16 protein-coding genes are annotated in these 20,097 nt (G+C 48.5%); 9 read left to right on the top strand and 7 right to left on the bottom strand.

The genetic code is table 11. The features are described from left to right. Positions 1 to 107 precede the first annotated feature (107 nt). On the bottom strand, positions 108 to 1,517 hold the full coding sequence (gene leuC / locus O3682_RS08710; protein WP_049343582.1) for a 3-isopropylmalate dehydratase large subunit: 1,410 nt from the start codon (positions 1,515 to 1,517) through the stop codon (positions 108 to 110). A gap of 264 nt (positions 1,518 to 1,781) precedes the next feature. On the opposite strand from leuC, the gene gshA reads away from it, so the two are divergent. The 7 genes from gshA (at position 1,782) to O3682_RS08675 (ending at position 11,195) form a co-directional block, all read left to right on the top strand. After that, positions 1,782 to 3,140: a glutamate--cysteine ligase gene (gshA, locus tag O3682_RS08705; protein ID WP_371509623.1), complete on the top strand. Its 1,359-nt coding sequence runs from the start codon at positions 1,782 to 1,784 to the stop codon at positions 3,138 to 3,140. A 102-nt stretch (positions 3,141 to 3,242) separates the two neighbouring features. Continuing rightward, positions 3,243 to 4,313, top strand: a complete 1,071-nt coding sequence (gene corA / locus O3682_RS08700; protein WP_371509622.1) for a magnesium/cobalt transporter CorA — start codon at positions 3,243 to 3,245, stop codon at positions 4,311 to 4,313. Positions 4,314 to 4,427: 114 nt separating this feature from the next. Then, the gene (locus tag O3682_RS08695) at positions 4,428 to 4,910 is read left to right on the top strand and encodes an acyl-CoA thioesterase (protein ID WP_049351048.1); all 483 of its coding nucleotides are present in this window, start codon (positions 4,428 to 4,430) and stop codon (positions 4,908 to 4,910) included. 127 nt (positions 4,911 to 5,037) lie between these two features. Beyond that, positions 5,038 to 7,809 carry a DNA gyrase subunit A gene (gyrA, locus tag O3682_RS08690; RefSeq protein WP_049335215.1) on the top strand — a complete coding sequence of 924 codons (2,772 nt, stop codon included), beginning with the start codon at positions 5,038 to 5,040 and terminating at the stop codon, positions 7,807 to 7,809. 64 nt (positions 7,810 to 7,873) lie between these two features. Further along, complete coding sequence (uvrC, locus tag O3682_RS08685; RefSeq protein ID WP_314597600.1) at positions 7,874 to 9,715, top strand: excinuclease ABC subunit UvrC; 1,842 nt, start codon at positions 7,874 to 7,876, stop codon at positions 9,713 to 9,715. A 26-nt stretch (positions 9,716 to 9,741) separates the two neighbouring features. Next, the gene (gene aroD / locus O3682_RS08680) at positions 9,742 to 10,491 is read left to right on the top strand and encodes a type I 3-dehydroquinate dehydratase (protein WP_371509620.1); all 750 of its coding nucleotides are present in this window, start codon (positions 9,742 to 9,744) and stop codon (positions 10,489 to 10,491) included. Between the two features lie 134 nt (positions 10,492 to 10,625). Then, positions 10,626 to 11,195: an acetate uptake transporter gene (locus tag O3682_RS08675; RefSeq protein ID WP_004520357.1), complete on the top strand. Its 570-nt coding sequence runs from the start codon at positions 10,626 to 10,628 to the stop codon at positions 11,193 to 11,195. Between the two features lie 77 nt (positions 11,196 to 11,272). Here O3682_RS08675 and yfaE read toward each other — a convergent pair whose 3' ends face one another. From yfaE to nrdA, 4 genes are all read right to left on the bottom strand, one after another. Continuing rightward, entirely contained in the window at positions 11,273 to 11,572 is a 300-nt protein-coding gene (gene yfaE / locus O3682_RS08670) for a class I ribonucleotide reductase maintenance protein YfaE (RefSeq protein ID WP_003686421.1), read from the bottom strand. A 105-nt stretch (positions 11,573 to 11,677) separates the two neighbouring features. Beyond that, positions 11,678 to 12,811 (bottom strand): class Ia ribonucleoside-diphosphate reductase subunit beta, encoded by a 1,134-nt coding sequence (gene nrdB, locus O3682_RS08665; protein WP_039863698.1) that lies wholly within the window; start codon positions 12,809 to 12,811, stop codon positions 11,678 to 11,680. Positions 12,812 to 12,936: 125 nt separating this feature from the next. Further along, positions 12,937 to 13,782 carry a TIR domain-containing protein gene (locus O3682_RS08660; protein ID WP_371509618.1) on the bottom strand — a complete coding sequence of 282 codons (846 nt, stop codon included), beginning with the start codon at positions 13,780 to 13,782 and terminating at the stop codon, positions 12,937 to 12,939. A gap of 81 nt (positions 13,783 to 13,863) precedes the next feature. Beyond that, complete coding sequence (gene nrdA / locus O3682_RS08655; protein WP_371509616.1) at positions 13,864 to 16,143, bottom strand: class 1a ribonucleoside-diphosphate reductase subunit alpha; 2,280 nt, start codon at positions 16,141 to 16,143, stop codon at positions 13,864 to 13,866. Between the two features lie 392 nt (positions 16,144 to 16,535). Between nrdA and O3682_RS08650 the strand changes: the two genes are divergently transcribed. After that, positions 16,536 to 16,868 carry a stress response protein gene (locus tag O3682_RS08650; protein ID WP_371509614.1) on the top strand — a complete coding sequence of 111 codons (333 nt, stop codon included), beginning with the start codon at positions 16,536 to 16,538 and terminating at the stop codon, positions 16,866 to 16,868. A 51-nt stretch (positions 16,869 to 16,919) separates the two neighbouring features. Here O3682_RS08650 and O3682_RS08645 read toward each other — a convergent pair whose 3' ends face one another. Both O3682_RS08645 and O3682_RS08640 read right to left on the bottom strand, forming a co-directional pair. Then, the gene (locus O3682_RS08645; protein WP_101756277.1) at positions 16,920 to 17,654 is read right to left on the bottom strand and encodes an epoxyqueuosine reductase QueH; all 735 of its coding nucleotides are present in this window, start codon (positions 17,652 to 17,654) and stop codon (positions 16,920 to 16,922) included. Between the two features lie 114 nt (positions 17,655 to 17,768). After that, complete coding sequence (locus O3682_RS08640; RefSeq protein WP_371509613.1) at positions 17,769 to 19,208, bottom strand: patatin-like phospholipase family protein; 1,440 nt, start codon at positions 19,206 to 19,208, stop codon at positions 17,769 to 17,771. 140 nt (positions 19,209 to 19,348) lie between these two features. Here O3682_RS08640 and recO point away from each other — a divergent pair, with 140 nt between their 5' ends. After that, positions 19,349 to 20,092: a DNA repair protein RecO gene (gene recO / locus O3682_RS08635; RefSeq protein WP_371509610.1), complete on the top strand. Its 744-nt coding sequence runs from the start codon at positions 19,349 to 19,351 to the stop codon at positions 20,090 to 20,092. Positions 20,093 to 20,097: the final 5 nt, after the last annotated feature.

Here is a 20,097-nt window from a genome sequence, read left to right as displayed (position 1 = left end):
TTATCAATGATTAAGAAGGTTTTCGGACGTTTTGCGCAATAGGAAAACTTACTTGAGCAAGGTATTGTTTCAGACGGCCTGATCAATAAAGGCCGTCTGAAAATACTTTAAGCCATAGTGCGGATGTCGGTAAAGTGGCCGGTAACCGCGGCTGCAGCTGCCATGGCAGGGCTGACGAGGTGGGTACGTCCGCCGTTGCCTTGACGGCCTTCAAAGTTACGGTTGGAAGTGGAGGCGCAACGTTGTCCCGGGGTCAGGCGGTCGGCATTCATGGCGAGGCACATAGAGCAACCCGGCTCGCGCCATTCGAAACCGGCTTCGATAAATACTTCGTGCAAGCCTTCTTTTTCGGCCTGTTCTTTCACCAAACCGGAGCCTGGAACAATCAATACGCGTTGTACATTGTCCGCTTTTTTACGGCCTTTGGCGATGGCGGCGGCTTCGCGCAAGTCTTCGATACGGCTGTTGGTGCAAGAACCGATAAAGACGATATCGACAGGGATTTCGTTTAATGGCGTACCGGCTTCCAAGCCCATGTATTCGAGGGCGCGTTCCATGCCGCTGCGTTTGACCGGATCGGCTTCTTCGGCAGGATTAGGCACTTTGCCGCTGATGTCCAAAACCATTTCAGGCGATGTGCCCCAAGTTACTTGAGGCTCGATGTCTTCGGCTTTGAAGTGGTATTCTTTATCGAATACTGCGCCTTCGTCAGACACCAGCGTGCGCCAGTATTCGACGGCTTTATCCCATGCTTCGCCTTTAGGTGCGAAAGGTTTGCCTTTTACATAGTCGATGGTGGTTTGGTCGACGGCAACCATGCCTGAGCGCGCACCGGCTTCGATCGCCATATTGCACAAGGTCATGCGGCCTTCCATAGAAAGGCTGCGGATGGCTTCGCCGCCAAACTCGATGGCATAGCCTGTACCGCCTGCCGTACCGATTTGGCCGATGATATAAAGCGCTACGTCTTTTGCGGTAACACCGGGTTTCAGACGGCCCTCAACGGAAATCAGCATGGATTTGGATTTTTTCGCGGTAATACACTGGGTTGCCATGGTGTGTTCGACTTCGGAAGTGCCGATACCGTGCGCCAATGCGCCGAATGCGCCGTGGGTAGAAGTGTGCGAGTCGCCGCAGACAACGGTCATGCCGGGCAGGGTAGCGCCTTGTTCCGGACCCATAACGTGTACAATGCCTTGGCCTTTATCCATAAACGGAAAGTAGGCGAGTGCGCCAAACTCTTTAATGTTTTTGTCCAAAGTATCGACTTGCAGTTTGGAAATCGGGTCTTGGATGCCTTTGTCCCAGTCGCCGGTTGGGGTGTTGTGGTCGGCTGTGGAGACTACGCTGTCGATACGCCAGAGTTTGCGGCCGGCCATTTTCAAGCCTTCAAATGCTTGCGGGCTGGTTACTTCGTGAACCAGGTGGCGGTCGATGTAAAGCAGGACAGTGCCGTCTTCTTCTTCGCGGACGACGTGGCTGTTCCAAAGTTTATCGTAAAGGGTTTGTGCGCTCATGATGAGTATTCTTTGCTATTGGTAGATATGAATGATGGTTTGCGTTTATGGGCGGATTTTAGGCTTTTTATAGGGGCTGCGCAATAGAAATTTGTCCAATTTTTAAAATTTGTTGCAAAGTTTCAAAAACACTTGTCAAAAATTAGACAAATTGTAGAATTGTTGACAAAAAGATGTATCTTATCTGAAAGAATGCTTGTCGAAATGCACTAAAAAGTTCTATCATTCTCACTCAACATCCACACTTACCAAGAGGTATAGAGAATGAAATTACCGGTAATGGCTCCTGAGCATCTGACTCAATTACGGGAATTTGAGAAAAAAGTCCTTGCTAATCATGCCAAAATCGAAGCATGGTTCCGTTCGCATTGGAACGAACACCGTCCTCCGTTTTATGGTTCGGTTGACATCCGTAATGCCGGTTACAAAATTTCATCTATCGATATGAACCTGTTTCCGGGCGGCTTCAATAATTTGAATCCTAACTTTATCCCGCTGGCTGCGGTTGCCGTGCAAGATGCGGTACAGCGTGCCTGTGAGACGGCCAAATCCGTATTGATTATTCCTGAAAACCACACGCGCAACACATTCTATCTGCAAAACGTTTACGCCCTCAGCGAGATTTTGCGTTCGGCAGGATACGAAGTGCGCTTGGGCAGCCTGAATCCGGAAGTGACTGAACCAACCGAGTTTGAAACCGCATTAGGCGACAAAATTTTGCTTGAACCTTTATTGCGTACCCGTGAGCGTGTACATCTTGCCGACGGTTTCTCGCCTTGCGTTGTTTTGTTGAACAATGACTTGTCTGCGGGTGTTCCTGAAATCCTTAAAGGTATCAACCAAACCGTTTTGCCTCCATTACACGGCGGCTGGACGACTCGCCGTAAAACCGAACACTTCGGTGCGTACAACCAAGTTGCTGCCGACTTTGCCAAGTTGATTGACATCGACGAATGGCAAATTAATCCTTATTTTGAAAAAATCAGCGGTTTGGATTTCCAAGAGCGTGAAGGCGAGGATGCGTTGGCGGAAGCAGTAGAACGCGTATTGGCGAAAATTCAAGCCAAATACGATGAATTGGGTATTACCGACCAACCTTTCGTTATTGTGAAAGCCGACGCAGGTACTTACGGCATGGGTGTAATGAGCGTTAAATCTGCGGATGAAGTGCGCGGCTTGAACCGTAAAAACCGCAATAAAATGGCGAAAGTCAAAGAAGGCTTGGAAGTCAGCGAAGTCATTGTCCAAGAAGGTATTTATACCTACGAAACCATGAACGGCGCCGTGTGCGAACCCGTTGTGTATATGATGGACCGTTTCGTCATCGGCGGTTTCTTCCGTGTACACGAAGGCCGTGGCGCGGACGAAAACCTCAACGCCGGCGGTATGGTATTTGTGCCACTGTCCAACAGCATTCCCACCGGCAGTGGCGACAATTCCCAAGAAGCGCCCGAAGCCTGCAAGCGCGTATTTGAACAATGGGACTCGCTCGGCATGCCACGCTCTGAAAAAGACTGTGATGTGGACAACGAACACAACCGCCTCTACGTTTACGGCGTAATGGCGCGCCTGTCCTTGCTTGCCGCTGCATTGGAGTTGGAGAAAACCGCGCCCCAAGCCTAATAAAGCGTTGATCGATATTGTCAGGCCGTCTGAAAATTAGTTTTCAGACGGCCTTTTCTGTCTGTACAATTCATTCTAACTAAAAAAACATGATTTATTTTTATGAGCAAACCAGCCAATCCAGTTGAAATAACCGACAATCTGCAAGACCAAACCATGAAGCGCAGCAATACCGACAATGCGCCGCGTTCTGCTATCCATCAAACCTTGTATTCCGCCGATACCTTTGCTCAGCATGATTATCTTGCCGGAAAAAACTTGCCCGATATTGCCCGCCCGCAAGAAGGTCAAATCAACTGGCTGCATTTTGTCGGCATCAATGATGTTGCCTTGCTCAAACACGCGCTTGAGCCTTATGGTATCCATGAGCTGGTTATTGAAGATATTCTCAGCCGCAAGCAGCGTCCTAAAATCGAAGACTACGGCAACTATGTATTTACTGCCGCACAGGTATACCACTATACCTCTACGGGCAAGCTCCATTCCGATCAGGTGTATGTGATTATCGGCAAAGATTTTGTGTTGTCTTTCCAACAAAAACCGTTGGGCTTGTTCAGCCATCTCCGCCGTCAGATGCACGAAAATCCGCACAATATTTTGAACAAAAATACGGCGTTTCTTGCTTATTGCCTGCTTGACCGTATTGTAGATGACTATTTCATCGTTTTGGAGTCGTACAATAACCGTGTCGAAGTAATAGACAAGTCCCTGTTTAAAAATGAAAACAGCGATATTCTCAGTAAGATTCACCGCCTCAAGCGCGATGCCGTCCGTCTGCGGCGCACGCTTTTGCCATTGCGCGATGTGTTCTACCAACTGGCCGTGCGCGGCGATTTTGCTATTTTCAAAGGCGAATCGACCGTCTATCTGCGCGACGTATACGACCACAATATGCAGCTTATCGAATCGCTTGATGCCTCGCGTGATATGGTGTTGAGCATGATGGACATTTATCTTTCCTTCCAATCTAACCGCATGAACCAGCAAATGCGCGTGTTGACGGTTATTACCATCATCTTTATGCCGCTGACCGTCATCACCGGCATTTACGGCATGAACTTCGACAATATGCCCGAGCTGCATTGGCATTACGGCTATTTCATGGTTTTGGGTGTGATGCTGTGCATCATCATCGGACTGCTGATTTTCTTTTCGCGTAGAAAATGGCTGTAAACGGGTAGGCAAGGGATTGAAATCCAACGTTTAAAAACGGTAGAATGATTTGGCACACGTGCAGTCTGAAGTTTTCAGACAATTTAAAAATAAATATCAAAAGGAGAAGAAACTATGAAACCGGAACGCCAACTACCTTCCCATGAACTGATCATGTCCGAGCTGATGATGCCTTATACGGCAAACTTCAGCGGCAATGTTCACGGTGGCGATCTTCTGCGCCTGCTTGATCAAGTGGCATATTCCTGCGCCTGCCGTTACAGCGGTACCTATTGCGTTACTCTGTCTGTTGATAAAGTATTGTTTAAAGAGCCCATTCATGTCGGCGAACTGGTAACCTTTTACGCCAGTATCAACTACACCGGCCGTACCTCTATGGAAGTCGGTATCCGTGTGGAGGCGCAAAACATCCACACTGGCGAAGTGCGTCATACCAACAGCTGCTACTTCACCATGGTTGCTGTTGAAGACGGTAAGCCGGTTCCTGTCCCACCTTTGGAAATCAATACACCGCGCCAACGCTGCCGTTATGAAAGGGCTAAAAAGCGTAAAGAGTTGAGTCTGCAGGCTGCGGACAAAGATTCTGGCTGTAACTAAATTAAATTTATTAAATAATGAAGGCCGTCTGAAACCCTGTTTCAGACGGCCTTCACGCAAAAGCCATAAACCGCTTGTTTTGTGGTAGAATCAACAAGATTTTTGCCATACGAAATTACAGATAATCATGACCGACGCAACCATCCGCAACGACCATAAATTTGCACTCGAAACCCTGCCTGTCAGCCTTGAAGACGAAATGCGCAAGAGCTACCTCGATTACGCCATGAGCGTGATTGTGGGCCGAGCCCTGCCGGATGTCCGCGACGGTCTCAAGCCGGTACACCGCCGCGTGTTGTACGCGATGCACGAGTTGAAAAACAACTGGAATTCCGCCTATAAAAAATCGGCGCGTATCGTCGGCGACGTTATCGGTAAATATCACCCTCACGGTGATACAGCCGTTTACGACACCATCGTCCGCATGGCACAAGACTTCTCCATGCGTTATGTGCTGATCGACGGTCAGGGCAACTTCGGTTCTGTCGACGGCTTGGCTGCAGCAGCCATGCGTTATACCGAAATCCGCATGGAAAAAATTTCCCATGAAATGCTGGCGGATATCGAGGAAGAAACCGTTAATTTCGGCCCCAACTATGACGGTAGCGAACATGAGCCGCTGGTATTGCCGACCCGTTTCCCTGCGCTGTTAGTCAATGGTTCGTCCGGTATTGCCGTCGGTATGGCAACCAATATCCCGCCGCACAATTTGGGCGATACCATCAATGCCTGCCTACGTTTGTTGGACGAGCCTGAAACTGAAATCGACGAGCTGATCAATATCATCCAAGCGCCCGATTTCCCAACAGGCGCAACTATTTACGGCTTGAGCGGCGTGCGCGAAGGCTATAAAACCGGCCGCGGCCGTGTAGTGATGCGCGGTAAAACCCATATCGAGCCTATCGGTAAAAACGGTGAACGCGAAGCCATCGTTATCGATGAAATCCCATATCAAGTAAACAAAGCCAAGCTGGTTGAGAAAATCGGCGAGTTGGTACGCGAAAAAACGCTGGAAGGCGTATCCGACCTGCGCGACGAGTCCGATAAATCCGGTATGCGTGTCGTGATCGAATTGAAACGCAATGAAAATGCCGAAGTCGTTTTGAACCAACTCTACAAACTGACCCAGCTGCAAGACAGTTTCGGTATTAATATGGTGGCCTTGGTTGATGGCCAGCCGCGCTTGCTGAACCTGAAACAAATCCTGTCCGAATTCCTGCGCCATCGTCGCGAAGTCGTTACCCGCCGTACCTTATTCCGCCTGAAAAAAGCGCGTCATGAAGGCCATATTGCCGAAGGTAAAGCAGTTGCTTTGTCCAATATCGACGAAATCATCCGTCTGATCAAAGAATCTGCCAATGCGCCGGAAGCCAAAGAAAAACTGCTGTCCCGCCCATGGCGCAGCAGCTTGGTTGAAGACATGCTCAGCCGTACCGATTTAGACCTGCACATGATGCGCCCTGAAGGCTTGCCTGAAAATTTGGGCCTGCACAGTCAAGGCTATTATCTGAGCGAATTGCAAGCCGATGCCATCCTGCGCATGAGCCTGCGCAACCTGACCGGTCTCGATCAGGAAGAAATTGTCGGCGAATATAAAAACCTAATGAGCAAAATCATTGATTTCGTGGATATTCTTTCCAAACCTGAACGCGTTACCCAAATCATCCGCGAAGAATTGGCAGACATCAAAGCCAACTTCGGCGATGAGCGTCGCAGCGAAATCAATCCGTTTGGTGGCGATATTGCAGATGAAGACCTGATTCCGCAACGCGAAATGGTCGTTACCCTGACTCATGGCGGCTACATCAAAACCCAGCCGACAACCGATTATCAGGCGCAACGTCGCGGCGGCCGCGGCAAACAAGCAGCGGCAACCAAAGATGAAGACTTTATCGAAACCCTGTTTGTTGCCAACACGCATGATTATTTGATGTGCTTCACCAATTTGGGCAAGTGCCATTGGATTAAAGTGTACAAACTGCCGGAAGGCGGCCGCAACAGCCGCGGACGTCCGATTAATAACGTTATCCAATTGGAAGAGGGCGAAAAAGTCAGCGCGATTTTGGCTGTTCGCGAGTTTCCCGAAGACCAATACGTCTTCTTCGCCACTGCACAAGGTATGGTGAAGAAAGTCCAGCTGTCTGCGTTTAAAAACGTCCGCAGCCAAGGCATCAAAGCCATCGCGCTTAAAGAAGGCGATTACTTGGTCGGCGCAGCGCAAACCGGCGGTGCGGACGACATTATGTTGTTCTCCAACTTGGGCAAAGCCATCCGCTTTAACGAATATTGGGAAAAATCCGGTAACGATGAAGCAGAAGATGCCGATATTGAAACCGAAAACGAAGATTCAGACGGCCTGGATGATGAAAATGCCGAAAACGCATTGCCAAGCGGCAAACACGGTGTCCGTCCGTCCGGTCGTGGCAGCGGCGGCCTGCGCGGTATGCGCCTGCCGGCCGATGGCAAGATTGTCAGCCTGATTACCTTCGCCCCTGAAGCCGAGCAAAGCGATTTGCAAGTATTGACCGCTACGGCCAACGGCTATGGCAAACGTACCCCGATTGCCGATTACAGCCGTAAAAACAAAGGCGGCCAAGGCAATATCGCCATTAATACCGGCGAGCGCAACGGCGATTTGGTTGCCGCCACTTTGGTCAGCGAAACCGACGACCTGATGCTGATTACCAGCGGCGGCGTCCTGATTCGTACCAAAGTTGAGCAAATCCGCGAGACCGGCCGTGCTGCCGCAGGTGTCCGCCTGATTAATCTGGATGAAGGCGAAACCTTGGTCAGCTTGGAACGCGTGGCCGAAGAGGCTGAAGATGAAGCCGCTTTGGAAAGCGATGCAGCTGAAAACCAAGTGGTAGAAGCTGAAGATACTCCGTCTCAAGAATCTTAAACGTCAATGAAAAAGGCCGTCTGAAAAGTTTTCAGACGGCCTGCTTATTCCAAAAGAAAATCCCGTGAGCGCAACCGAACCGTTCGATTTACCTCTTTTCCTGAAAAATCTGCCCAATCTGCCGGGCGTGTACCGTTTTTTTGACGAAGACAATAATGTTTTGTATGTCGGCAAAGCGGTCAATCTCAAGCGGCGCGTTTCTAGCTATTTCCAAAAAAACGACCATTCGCCGCGCATCGCATTGATGGTAAAACAGGTTCACCATATCGAAACCACCATCACGCGTTCCGAAGCCGAAGCGCTGATTCTCGAAAATAACTTCATCAAAGCCCTGTCGCCGAAATACAATATTCTTTTCCGCGATGACAAAAGCTATCCTTATTTGATGCTCAGCGGTCATCAATATCCGCAAATGGCGTATTACCGCGGCACGCTGAAAAAGCCTAATCAATATTTCGGTCCGTATCCCAACAGCAACGCCGTGCGCGACAGCATTCAGGTGTTGCAAAAAGTCTTTATGCTGCGTACCTGTGAAGACAGCGTATTCGAGCATCGCGACCGTCCTTGTCTACTTTACCAAATCAAACGCTGTACCGCGCCTTGTGTCGGCCATATCAGCGAAGAAGATTATCGCGACAGCGTGCGTGAAGCCGCGACTTTCCTCAATGGCAAAACTGATGAATTGACTCGCACCTTGCAACACAAAATGCAAACTGCCGCCGCGAATCTACAATTTGAGGAAGCCGCGCGTTACCGCGATCAAATCCAAGCGCTCGGCATCATGCAGAGTAATCAGTTTATCGACAGTAAAAATCCGAACAATCCCAACGATATCGATTTGCTCGCGCTGGTGGTTTCAGACGGCCTGGTCTGCGTACACTGGGTCAGCATCCGCGGCGGACGGCACGTCGGCGACAAAAGCTTTTTCCCAGACACCAAAAACGATCCCGAGCCAAACGGACAAGATTACGCCGAAGCCTTCGTCGCCCAACATTATTTGGGCAAAAGCAAACCCGACATCATTATCAGCAACTTTCCCGTTCCCGATGCGCTGAAAGAGGCTTTGGAGGGCGAACACGGCAAACAGATGCAGTTTGTCACCAAAACCATAGGCGAACGCAGAGTCTGGTTGAAAATGGCGGAACAAAACGCACAAATGGCGATTGCACAACGCCGCCTGCAACAAAGCAGCCAGCAACACCGTATTGATGAACTGGCCAAAATCCTCGGCATGGATTCAGACGGCCTCAACCGCCTTGAATGTTTCGATATCAGCCACACGCAAGGCGAGGCCACTATTGCGTCCTGCGTTGTGTACGATGAGCAAAACATCCAGCCTTCGCAATACCGCCGCTACAACATCACAACCGCCAAGCCCGGCGACGACTACGCCGCTATGCGCGAAGTGTTGACGCGTCGTTACGGCAAAATGCAGGAAGCCGAAGCCAACGGCGAAAGTGTCAAATGGCCGGATGTCGTGTTGATTGACGGCGGCAAAGGGCAAATCGGCGTAGCCGTATCGGTATGGGAAGAACTCGGGCTGCATATTCCTTTAGTCGGTATCGCCAAAGGCCCTGAGCGCAAAGCCGGTATGGAAGAACTCATACTGCCTTTTACCGGCGAAGTCTTCCGCCTGCCGCCCAACAGCCCGGCTTTGCATTTATTGCAAACCGTACGCGATGAGTCGCACCGCTTTGCGATTACAGGCCACCGCAAAAAACGCGACAAAGCACGCGTTACTTCCTCACTCAGCGAAATCCCCGGTATCGGCAGCAAACGCCGCCAAGCATTGCTCACTCGATTCGGCGGTCTGCGCGGCGTGATTGCCGCCAGCCGCGAGGACTTGGAAAAAGTGGAAGGCATCAGCAAAGCATTGGCGGAAACCATTTACGAGCATCTGCACTGATTGGCTTGAACAGCAAAAGGAACAATATGAAACCTGTTATCATCAAAAATATCGAGATTGGCAAAGGCCTGCCTAAAATTGCCGTGCCGCTGGTAGCCGCCAATACGCAGGAATTGGAGCAGGCTTTGCGCGTATTGAAAGAGACGGCTTTTGACATTATTGAATTTCGTGCGGATTTTTTCCAAGCTGCGCTTGATGCCTATTTTATTGCCGAGCAATTAGGCATAGCTCGACAGGCTTTTCCTGACAAGCCTTTGCTGTTTACGTTTAGAAGGGCGCAAGAGGGCGGTAATACGCCTTGTTCGGATGACTATTATTTTGAATTATTGGAAAAAATCATCCGTTCCAAACAAGCCGATATTATCGATATCGAGCTTTTTGCCGGGGAAAGCGGCGTAAAACAAACCATTGCTTTGGCGCATGAGTATCAAACTGCCGCCTTGCTTTGTAATCACGATTTTCAAGCCACTCCGTCTTTGGCAGACATTACAGGCCGTCTGAAAACAATGGCCGAGTGGGGCGCGGATATCTGCAAAATTGCTGTTATGCCGCAATCGCCGCAAGATGTATTGACCTTATTACAGGCTACATATGATGTTTCACAAATTATTGACCGCCCGATTATTACTATGTCTATGGGTAAAATCGGAGCCGTCAGCCGCTTGGCCGGCTCGACTTTCGGCTCGGCCGTTACCTTTGGTGCGGCACAAAAAACGTCGGCCCCCGGCCAAATTGATGCCAACGAATTAAGGAAAATCTTGGCAATTTTGGGATAGTTTAATTATTAATATTCAAGGCCGTCTGAAAAATATTTTTCAGATGGCCTGATTTTTTTAAATTTATTTCTTTTAATTTTAAATAAAATAGGTAACAATGGGTTTCCTATTTTAATAACCAGAGGAGAAATAAAATGACTACTACTAAAGAAAACCTGGCGAATCCAGGTCCAGTAGGCCTGTGTGGCTTTGCATTGACAACTTGGTTGCTCAGCCTGATTAACGGCGGCTTTTTTACTGCTCAAGAGGGTGTCGGCTTAGTTTTGGGCATGGCTCTCGCCTTTGGTGGTATCGCCCAAGTTATTGCCGGCATGTTTGAGTTCAAGAAAGGTAATACGTTTGGCTTTACCGCTTTTATCAGCTATGGCGCCTTCTGGTGGACATGGGCTTTGTTTACCATCTTTTTTAAAGGTGAAACAGCCCCGGCATTTATCGGTTGGTATCTCTGCGCATGGGGTATGTTTTCGCTAATGATGTTTGTGGCCACCTTGACCAAGCCTAAAGTATTGAGCGGTATTTTCTTTTGCTTGACACTGACTTTCTTTGCATTGGGTATTGGCGATGGCATGGAAAATCATAGCATCGTCCATATCGGCGGTTGCTTAGGCTTGGTAACTGCACTTGGTGCGTTCTACTTGGCAGCGGCAGAAGTCATCAACGAATCTTTCGGCAAGACGGTTTTGCCGGTTGGCGAACGTAAGTAAGCTTGACCATACAAAATGCCGTCTGAACGGTGGAAATGAAATCAAAGATTTCGGCCACAATGTTCAGACGGCATTTTTTATTTATCTTCAAATAAATCGACATCAAATAAGTCCGGCTCTTTGATGCGCTCCCGACAATCGAGCTTGATGTCTTCAGTAACCCGACAGCAACACGGCAAAATTTCTCCGGGCGCGACAAAAGCGAGCGGAAAATTATCATAAGAGACTTTTCCATCCAAGATTTTGACCCGGCATGAACCGCAATAACCGCTGCGACATTGGTATTCAACCTCGTGACCGGTGCGCTCCAAGCCCTCCAATAAGGTTTCGCCTTGTTGGAGTTGGAAGGTTTTGTCGTGTGTGCTGATGAGTGCCATATGATTTGTTTGGATTGGAAAGGCCGTCTGAAACGGTGTAAAGACGAAATCAAAGATTTCTGCCACACCGTTCAGACGGCCTTGATCATAAAACCGAATGTTCGATTACAGCTCGAAATCGCCCAAATCGTCGGCATTGACTTCCGAATCAATCTGACCAATCAGGTAAGAGGAAATTTCTACTTCCTGCGGCGCAACCTGTACATTGTCAGAAGACAGCCATGCGTTAATCCAAGGAATCGGATTTTGAGTCGCACCTTCAAATCCAGCAGGAAGGCCAACCGCCTGCATGCGCAGATTGGTAATATATTCAACGTATTGAGCCAAAATTTCTTTATTCAGGCCAATCATGGAACCGTCTTTAAACAGATATGCCGCCCATTCTTTTTCCTGCTCGGCTGCTTTTTTGAAGAGATTGAAACACTCGTCCTGTAATTCATTTGCAATTTCAGCCATTTCAGGATCATCGGCACCGGCACGCATCAGGTTCAGCATATGCTGGGTGCTGGTTAAATGCAGTGCTTCATCGCGGGCAATCAGCTTGATGATTTTGGCGTTGCCTTCCATCAATTCGCGCTCGGCAAAGGCGAACGAGCAGGCGAATGAAACGTAGAAGCGGATGGCTTCCAATACGTTGACGCACATCAGGCAGAGATAGAGCTTTTTCTTTAACTCACGCAAAGATACGGTAACAAGCTTGCCGCCGATATTGTGCGAACCTTCGCCCAACAGATTGTAATACTGAGTGTATTCAATCAAATCATCGTAATAGCAGGCAATGTCTTCAGCACGGGCGATGATGTATTTGTTTTGCACAATATCATCGAACACGACTGAAGGATCATTCACGATATTGCGGATGATGTGGGTATAGCTGCGCGAGTGGATGGTTTCGCTGAAGCTCCACGTTTCAATCCAAGTTTCCAGCTCGGGAATAGACACCAAAGGCAAGAACGCAACGTTCGGACTGCGGCCTTGGATCGAATCGAGCAGGGTTTGGTATTTCAGATTGCTGATGAAAATATGTTTTTCGTGTTCGGGCAGATTGGCGTAGTCGATACGGTCGCGCGATACGTCGATTTCTTCCGGACGCCAGAAGAAAGACAATTGTTTTTCGATCAGTTTTTCAAATACTTCGTATTTCTGCTGGTCATAACGGGCGACATTTACCGGCTGACCAAAAAACATCGGCTCTTTCAGCGCGTCGTTTTTGGTTTTGGAAAAGGTGCTGTATGACATGGTTAGGTGTTCGCAGGACATAGTTTTTCTCGGATTATTTAAATTTAGCAATTTTGATTACAAACAACCTTTTGGATTTAAGTGAAGGTCGTCTGAAAAAATTAGTACAGATTTGGGACTATATCTTAAAGTCTATTCATATCAATATCGAATCCTGCTGCTTTTAACTCTTTCGCAATTTTGTATTTCCATTGGTCAAAATCATTTGCTGGTATATAACCTATACCTTGAATATCTGATGGAAATTCAACATTTTTACTAACTAAGCAGCAAACTCTTTCTCTCCCTAACTTCGCCATCAAATAACCATGTTCAAGCACTACATTTTGTCTTGCGCGGGGTTTAAGCTCTCTATCTTCTGATTTCAGACGACCTTCATCGCATGGCGTATAAAGAACAATACCAAAACCTACATCTGTACATTCTTCAATTTTTTCAATAATTGTTTTTCCGATATTGGCTTGTTCTTGCAAAATAATTGGTTCTAGTCCTAATGCTCTCAGTACATTCTCTACTTGAGTGCGGAGAAGAGTATCCCGACCATGAACGATAAAAACTTCATTAGAATAAGTAGGTATCTCTTTTTTATGTTTTGGAACAGTAGTTGCTAATAAGTTCTGGCCTTCCTCTAAAAGTTCATCAGTTATATTTTTTGTATATCTCTCGTCTCTTGATACTTCTTCTTTTGAATATATCCATATAGCTACTACATTAGAGTTTCGTTGCCTATCATCCCATTTATCCTGTAGGATTTTTTTAATTGATGTAGTCTCTAAGTCAGATTGTGTTACAACAAATCGGCAAATATCTTTTATGATATAACCATCTATTCTCAACGGCTGTTCTTTTAGATACGGTATTACAAACTTTTCTAATACCTTAGCTTTATCTTGTATATCAAGTTCATGATATTGTCTATTTCTGCCTTTTTTATCTTTTTCATTAGTTTCTACCAATACATGATAAAACATTATTTTTCCCTTCAGTATTACTTTCTTAATATTTTTCAGACGACCTTTTAAACGCTAAAAGTTGTCTGAAAATCCCCCTTATCAAATCTTACAAGCCCCCCCAGCGCAACCGTCATCCTGAATATCGGCCTGCGTATCGTCCGCACCGTCTCGGGTGTTGTGGTAGTACAGGGTTTTGACGCCGTATTTGTAGGCGGTCAGCAGGTCTTTCAGCATTTGTTTCATGGAAACTTTGCTGCCTTCAAATTTGTTCGGGTCGTAGGCGGTATTGGCGGAAATCGATTGATCGACGAATTTTTGCATTACGCCGACGAGTTTCAGGTAGCCTTCGTTGCCTGGAAGCTGCCACAGGGTTTCGTAGGCATCTTTCAGGGTTTCAAATTCCGGTACGACTTGTTTCAAAATACCGTCTTTTGATGCTTTAACGCTGACCAGGCCGCGTGGAGGCTCGATGCCGTTGGTGGCGTTGGCAATTTGCGAGCTGGTTTCAGACGGCATGAGTGCGGTCAGGGTGGAGTTGCGCAGACCGTATTTGACGATGTCGGCGCGCAAGCTTTCCCAGTCGTAGTGCAAAGGCTCGTTGCACACGGCGTCCAAGTCTTTTTTGTAGGTGTCGATAGGCAGTTTGCCTTGCGAATAAACGGTTTGGTTGAACAGCGGGCATGCGCCGTATTCTTTGGCAAGGTTTACCGATGCTTTGAGCAGGTAATACTGCATGGCTTCAAAGGTGCGGTGGGTCAGGCCGAGGGCAGAGTCGTCGCTGTAACGTACGCTGTTTTTCGCCAGATAGTAAGCGTAGTTGATGACGCCGATGCCGAGTGTGCGGCGGTTCATGGTCGCGGTGCGTGCTGCAGCAACCGGATAGTCTTGATAATCCAGCAGGGCATCAAGTGCGCGTACGGTCAAATCGGCAAGCTCTTCCAGTTCGTCCAAGTTGTTCAATGCGCCCAAGTTGAAGGCGGACAAGGTACACAAGGCAATTTCGCCTTCTGCGTCGTTGATGTTGTCCAGCGGTTTGGTCGGCAGGGCGATTTCCATACACAAGTTGGACTGATGAACAGGTGCAACGCGAGGATCAAACGGACTGTGTGTGTTGCAGTGGTCAACGTTTTGGATGTAGATACGACCGGTGCCGGCGCGCTCCTGCATCAGGGTAGAGAACAATTCTGTTGCCGGCAAAGTACGTTTGCGGATGTTTGGATCTTGTTCGTATTGAGTGTAGAGGCGCTCGAATTCGTCTTGGTCGGCGAAGAAGGCATCATACAAACCCGGAACTTCATTCGGCGAGAACAGGGTAATGTTGCCGCCTTTAATCAAACGGGTGTACAGCAGGCGGTTGATTTGTACGCCGTAGTCCAGTTGGCGGATACGGTTGTCTTCTACGCCGCGGTTGTTTTTCAATACCAACAGGCTTTCGGCTTCGATGTGCCACAATGGGTAGAACAAGGTTGCAGCACCGCCGCGTACGCCGCCTTGCGAGCAGGATTTAACGGCCGCTTGGAACATTTTGAAGAATGGGATACAGCCGGTGTGTTGCGCTTCTCCGCCGCGGATTTCACTGCCCAAGCCGCGGATACGGCCGGCATTGATGCCGATGCCTGCTCGTTGGGAAACGTATTTCACAATCGCGCTGGTGGTGGCGTTGATGGAGTCAAGGCTATCGTCGCATTCAATCAATACGCAGCTTGAGAATTGGCGCGTAGGCGTGCGCACGCCGCTCATAATCGGGGTCGGCAGCGATACTTTAAATGTGGAAACGGCATCGTAAAAGCGTTTGACGTAATCCAAACGGGTCTCTTTCGGATATTTGCTGAAGAGACACATGGCCACCAAAATGTATAAGAACTGAGGCGTTTCATAAATTTGGCGGGTAACGCGGTTTTGAACCAGATATTTGCCTTCCAGCTGTTTTACGGCAGCATAAGAGAAGGTCATATCGCGGCTGTGGTCGATATAGGCATTCAGCTCGTCGAATTCTTCGCGGCTGTAATCTGCGATGATGTGGCGGTCGTATTTGCCTGCTTCGGTCAGTTTTTTAACGTGATCGTAGAGGTGAGGCGGCTCGAATTCGCCATAAGCGATTTTGCGCAGATGGAAAATGGCGAGGCGGGCAGCCAGATATTGATAATCAGGCGTATCTTGTGAGATCAGGTCGGCCGCGGCCTTGATGATGGTTTCATGAATATCGTCGGTACGGATACCGTTGTAAAACTGAATATGAGATTTGAGCTCGACTTGCGATACGGAGACGTTTTGTAAGCCTTCTGCCGCCCAAGTAACAACACGGTGGATTTTGTCTAAATTGATATCTTCCAAGCGTCCGTCGCGTTTGGTTACTTTAATATTCGTTGCTGCATTCATTGTTCAGTCTTCCCATTAAAAAACACAAGATACGGTATGTGATTGCTTTGAACGGCACAATATAATGTATTTTTCTTTGTTTAACTAGACTTGACAATGCGCTTTTTTCGGGGTGTGGATTAGGGGATGGGAGGCTTAAACTAGATTTTATGTGGCTTTGTGGCGATTTGGCATTATTTTGCGTTTACATCACATTTGGCCAGACATTGGCTAGAGGCTTATGAAATAAAGAAATTTATATTCAGGTTTCGTCTAAATGGAAGGTGTGTTAAATTTTGCAAAGCAAGTAGTATGATGTAGTAATTAACCACATTTTTTGTCATGTAAAAAATGGGCGTTTTGCCGGTGCCCTGGCGAAACATATAATGGAAAAACTATTTAGGAGGCGAATCATGTTAATGTTGAAAAATCTAGGTTCCGCACTGGCGGCGGTTGCCGTATTGAGCTTGGGTACTTATTCTGCCGAAGCAGCGGCTAAACCGCATGGCCATCATGTGAGCAAACACCAGCAGGCGAAGAAAAACAAATTGCATCCTGCTTGTAAGAGATACCTTGAGCGCCGTGCCGCTTGGTATCGCTACAAAGGCAACAAGGCCGAGTTGAGGGAAAACCGAAAAGCGGCAAAAGCGTTCCGCGGTTTACCTTATGCCGAGCAAAAAATTCAATGCCAAGCTGCTTATCAGGCATTTGATGATTTTGATCACGGTAAATTCCGCAGCCGTTAATCGTCTGATTTGAACAAAGGTCGTCTGAATGTTTCAGACGGCCTTTGATATTTATTTCTCAACAATGATTTTGTTTTCGGCTTGAGGCTCGTATTGGGTGGATTCATCACCGTAATACAATACGCCCAGCTTGATGGGGATGCGGCCTTGCGATTTGCGGTGGGCATTGGAGTCGCGCAGGGAGTAGGCGCAACCGCAATATTCTTGTTGGTAGAAATGCTCGCGCTTGCTGATTTCAATCATGCGTGCGCTGCCGCCACCTTTGCGCCAGTTGAAATCCCAATAAACCAAGTCATCGTACGGCTCGGCAGCACGATGGCCGCAGCCGTTGATCTGTTTCATGTCTTTCCAGCGTGAAATGCCCAGTGAGCTGGTGAAAACATGGAAGCCGTTTTCATGGGCGTATTGGGCCGCTTTTTCAAAACGCATATCGAAACACATGGTGCAGCGGATACCGCGTTCGGGTTCAAATTCCATGCCTTTGGCTTTGGCGAACCATTCTTTACGGTCGTTTTCGTAGTCGTCGTCTTTATCGACAAAGGGGATACCGAATTTGTCCGCAAAGCGCATGTTTTCTTCTTTGCGCAACATATATTCTTTGTGCGGATGGATATTGGGGTTGTAAAAATAAATGGTGTAGTCGATGCCGCTGGCAAGCATGGCTTCCATCACTTCGCCGGAACATGGGGCGCAGCAGGAATGCAGCAGGACTTTTTTATGGCCGCCGGGCGGAACGAGAATAGGGCGGTCAATATCGGTAACGATAGGCGTGGTTTTTTCGGTCATGGTTGTATTCTGTTTTTGATATTTTTTTCAGACGGCCTTTATCTCTGAGGCCGTCTGAAGGGGTTGAAATCTATTTGTCTATTTTAACAGAGCAATACTTTATGGAACAGATTGCTACTGCTTTTCTTTTTCGTTCAATGGCTTGAATTCTTGCGCATCAGGAGGTGGGGCTGCGAAGATGATGTCTGGATTTGGGTGCGCCGCAAACTCTGCCAGCAGATTGCGATAGTCCAGCGACTGCTTCATCAGTTCGGCGGCGGTGCGCAGGTTGTCCACATCTTCCGGTGGCAGATAGAAACTGGTCGGGATATTCAATACTTTTTCCCTCAACTCGGAAGGAGGGAGGTCTTTGAGGTTGAGGCTGACGAAGGAGAAGCTGATGCCGTCGGTCTGTTTGTCTTTATTCCACTGATCGACAAAGGCACGGAAACGGCGTAGGGATTCTTGCGAGTTTTGGTCAATGGGGATATTGACGATGGAGGAGACGACGTCGCGGAAACCGGGAACGGCCGCGGTTTTGTCCAAATTGCTGCTGACTTGGTTTTGCGCATTGACGTTGATGACGACGATATGGCGGATGTTGTTTTGCAGGATTTTGTTTGTCAGGATTTTTTCCGGGTACATTTCCGTCATATCCAAAAGGCTGCGCATACCCAGATTGTCGGTCAGGCCGCCGTCTATCAGGTGGATGTAGGGTCGGTTTTTCCCGTCTGCGTATTTTTGGAAGCGCTCGTAAAATTCTTTTATGGTGCGGCTTTGTTGTCTGCCTGTTTCGCTGTCGTCTGCATCTTCGATTTTGATCGGCGGCGTGTAGCTGCAGCGTCCGCCGTTGTTGTTTAGGGTAATCGGTGCAAATACCATAGGCACGGAGCTTGAAGCTGCGACGGCGCGGGCAAGTCGCAAGTCGCCCAAGTCGATACACATCGGGTCGAAATATTCCTGCGTGAAATTGAAACGCTCGCCTATGCCCATATCGGTGGCGGAAATGATGGCAAACGGGCCCTTGGCATTTTTTTCCAAATCGCGGAAAGTGGTTTTGCCGAAAAGGTAGTTTTCAAACTGCTCCTGCAACAGATCGCCGCGTCCGTATTCAGGCGAGGCCAGTCGGGGCAGATTGGACATGGAGAATGCCTGTTTGACGACTTGGCGTTGGAAGTTTTGGTGTAGGAAACGTTTATAAAACAAGGGAATGGTTTCTTCGCCCTTGAGTGCAAAATAAGCCGCCAAAACCGAGCCGCCAGATACGCCGACCACCACATCGACATTCGACATCAAAGACTGTTTTTTGCCGCCGATGGTAATCTGTTGCTTATGAAGCTGCTCCAACACGCCATAGCCTAAGGCTGCCGCGCGCGTACCGCCGCCGGAGAACATCAATACAATAAGCGTATCGTCTTCGTTGTTGCGCTGAAGTTGGCTGGTTTCAAAGCGGTAGCCGCGTTGCAGGTCGACCGTATCAATACCGGCAAGAGGCTGATATTTCACCAGCGAGCAGGCGGATAATAGGGCTGCGGAGAGTAGGGAAAGGGCGGATTTAAAAGGGAATTTCGGCATAAACACAGGAAAGTCGGTTGTTCATTCAAAACGGATTATAAAGGTTTTCAGACGGCCTTTATAGAAGGTAGACTTTCAGACGGCCTTTTTGCATCGATTTTCCGTTATAATCAACACAATCTTTATCTTTCCAAACCCTTATGGCGCAACCAAACCGCATCAACCACGAACCTGTCTTTCTGCTTGCTTCCGCCCCTTGGCGCGAGAGCAGCTTGTGGGTGGAGGCTTTCAGTCGCCGTTATGGACGGGTGGCTTTGTTGGCCAGAAGCGCGCGTAAACGACAGAGTGAATTGCGCGGCGTATTGGTGCCGTTTGTGCCGGTGAGCGCGTCTTGGTATGGCTCGCAAGAGTTGAAGACTCTGCATCGCGCCGAATGGATAGGCGGTTGGCCGCAGCCGCAGGGCAGGGCTTTGTTCAGCGGATTGTATGTGAACGAGTTGATGCTGAAGTTGACCGTCCGCGAAGACCCGTTGCCCGAGCTTTACGATGTTTTGGCGGAAACCATGAAAACCATTTGTTGCGAGGCCAACCACATAGCCGCTTTGCGCCGTTTTGAATGGACGCTGCTGACACGATTGGGCTTTGCCCCCGATTTGTTCCATGACGGCAACGGTAATGAAATCAATGGAGAAGAAACATATTGGCTCACGCCTGAAGAAGCTGTGGTTCCCCTGGCCGAGGCTGACCGTTTCCATGCGCTTAATAAGGGCGTTGCCGTATTGGGTGCGACCTTAATCAATTTGAGGGAAGGCAGTTTCGTTCATCAGGAAAGTCTGGGGCAGGCTTTGAAAGTAACGCGGCTTTTGATTGACAACCTTCTACCCGAGGGCATCAAGTCTCGGCAGGTTTTGCAGCAGTTGCAGCAGTTTGGCTTAGGCAGTTGAACTTT

The organism is Neisseria sp. 27098_8_112 (assembly GCF_041433235.1).
In the GTDB taxonomy this organism is placed as follows: Bacteria; Pseudomonadota; Gammaproteobacteria; order Burkholderiales; family Neisseriaceae; genus Neisseria.
This window is presented reverse-complemented; position numbering and strand designations above follow the sequence as displayed.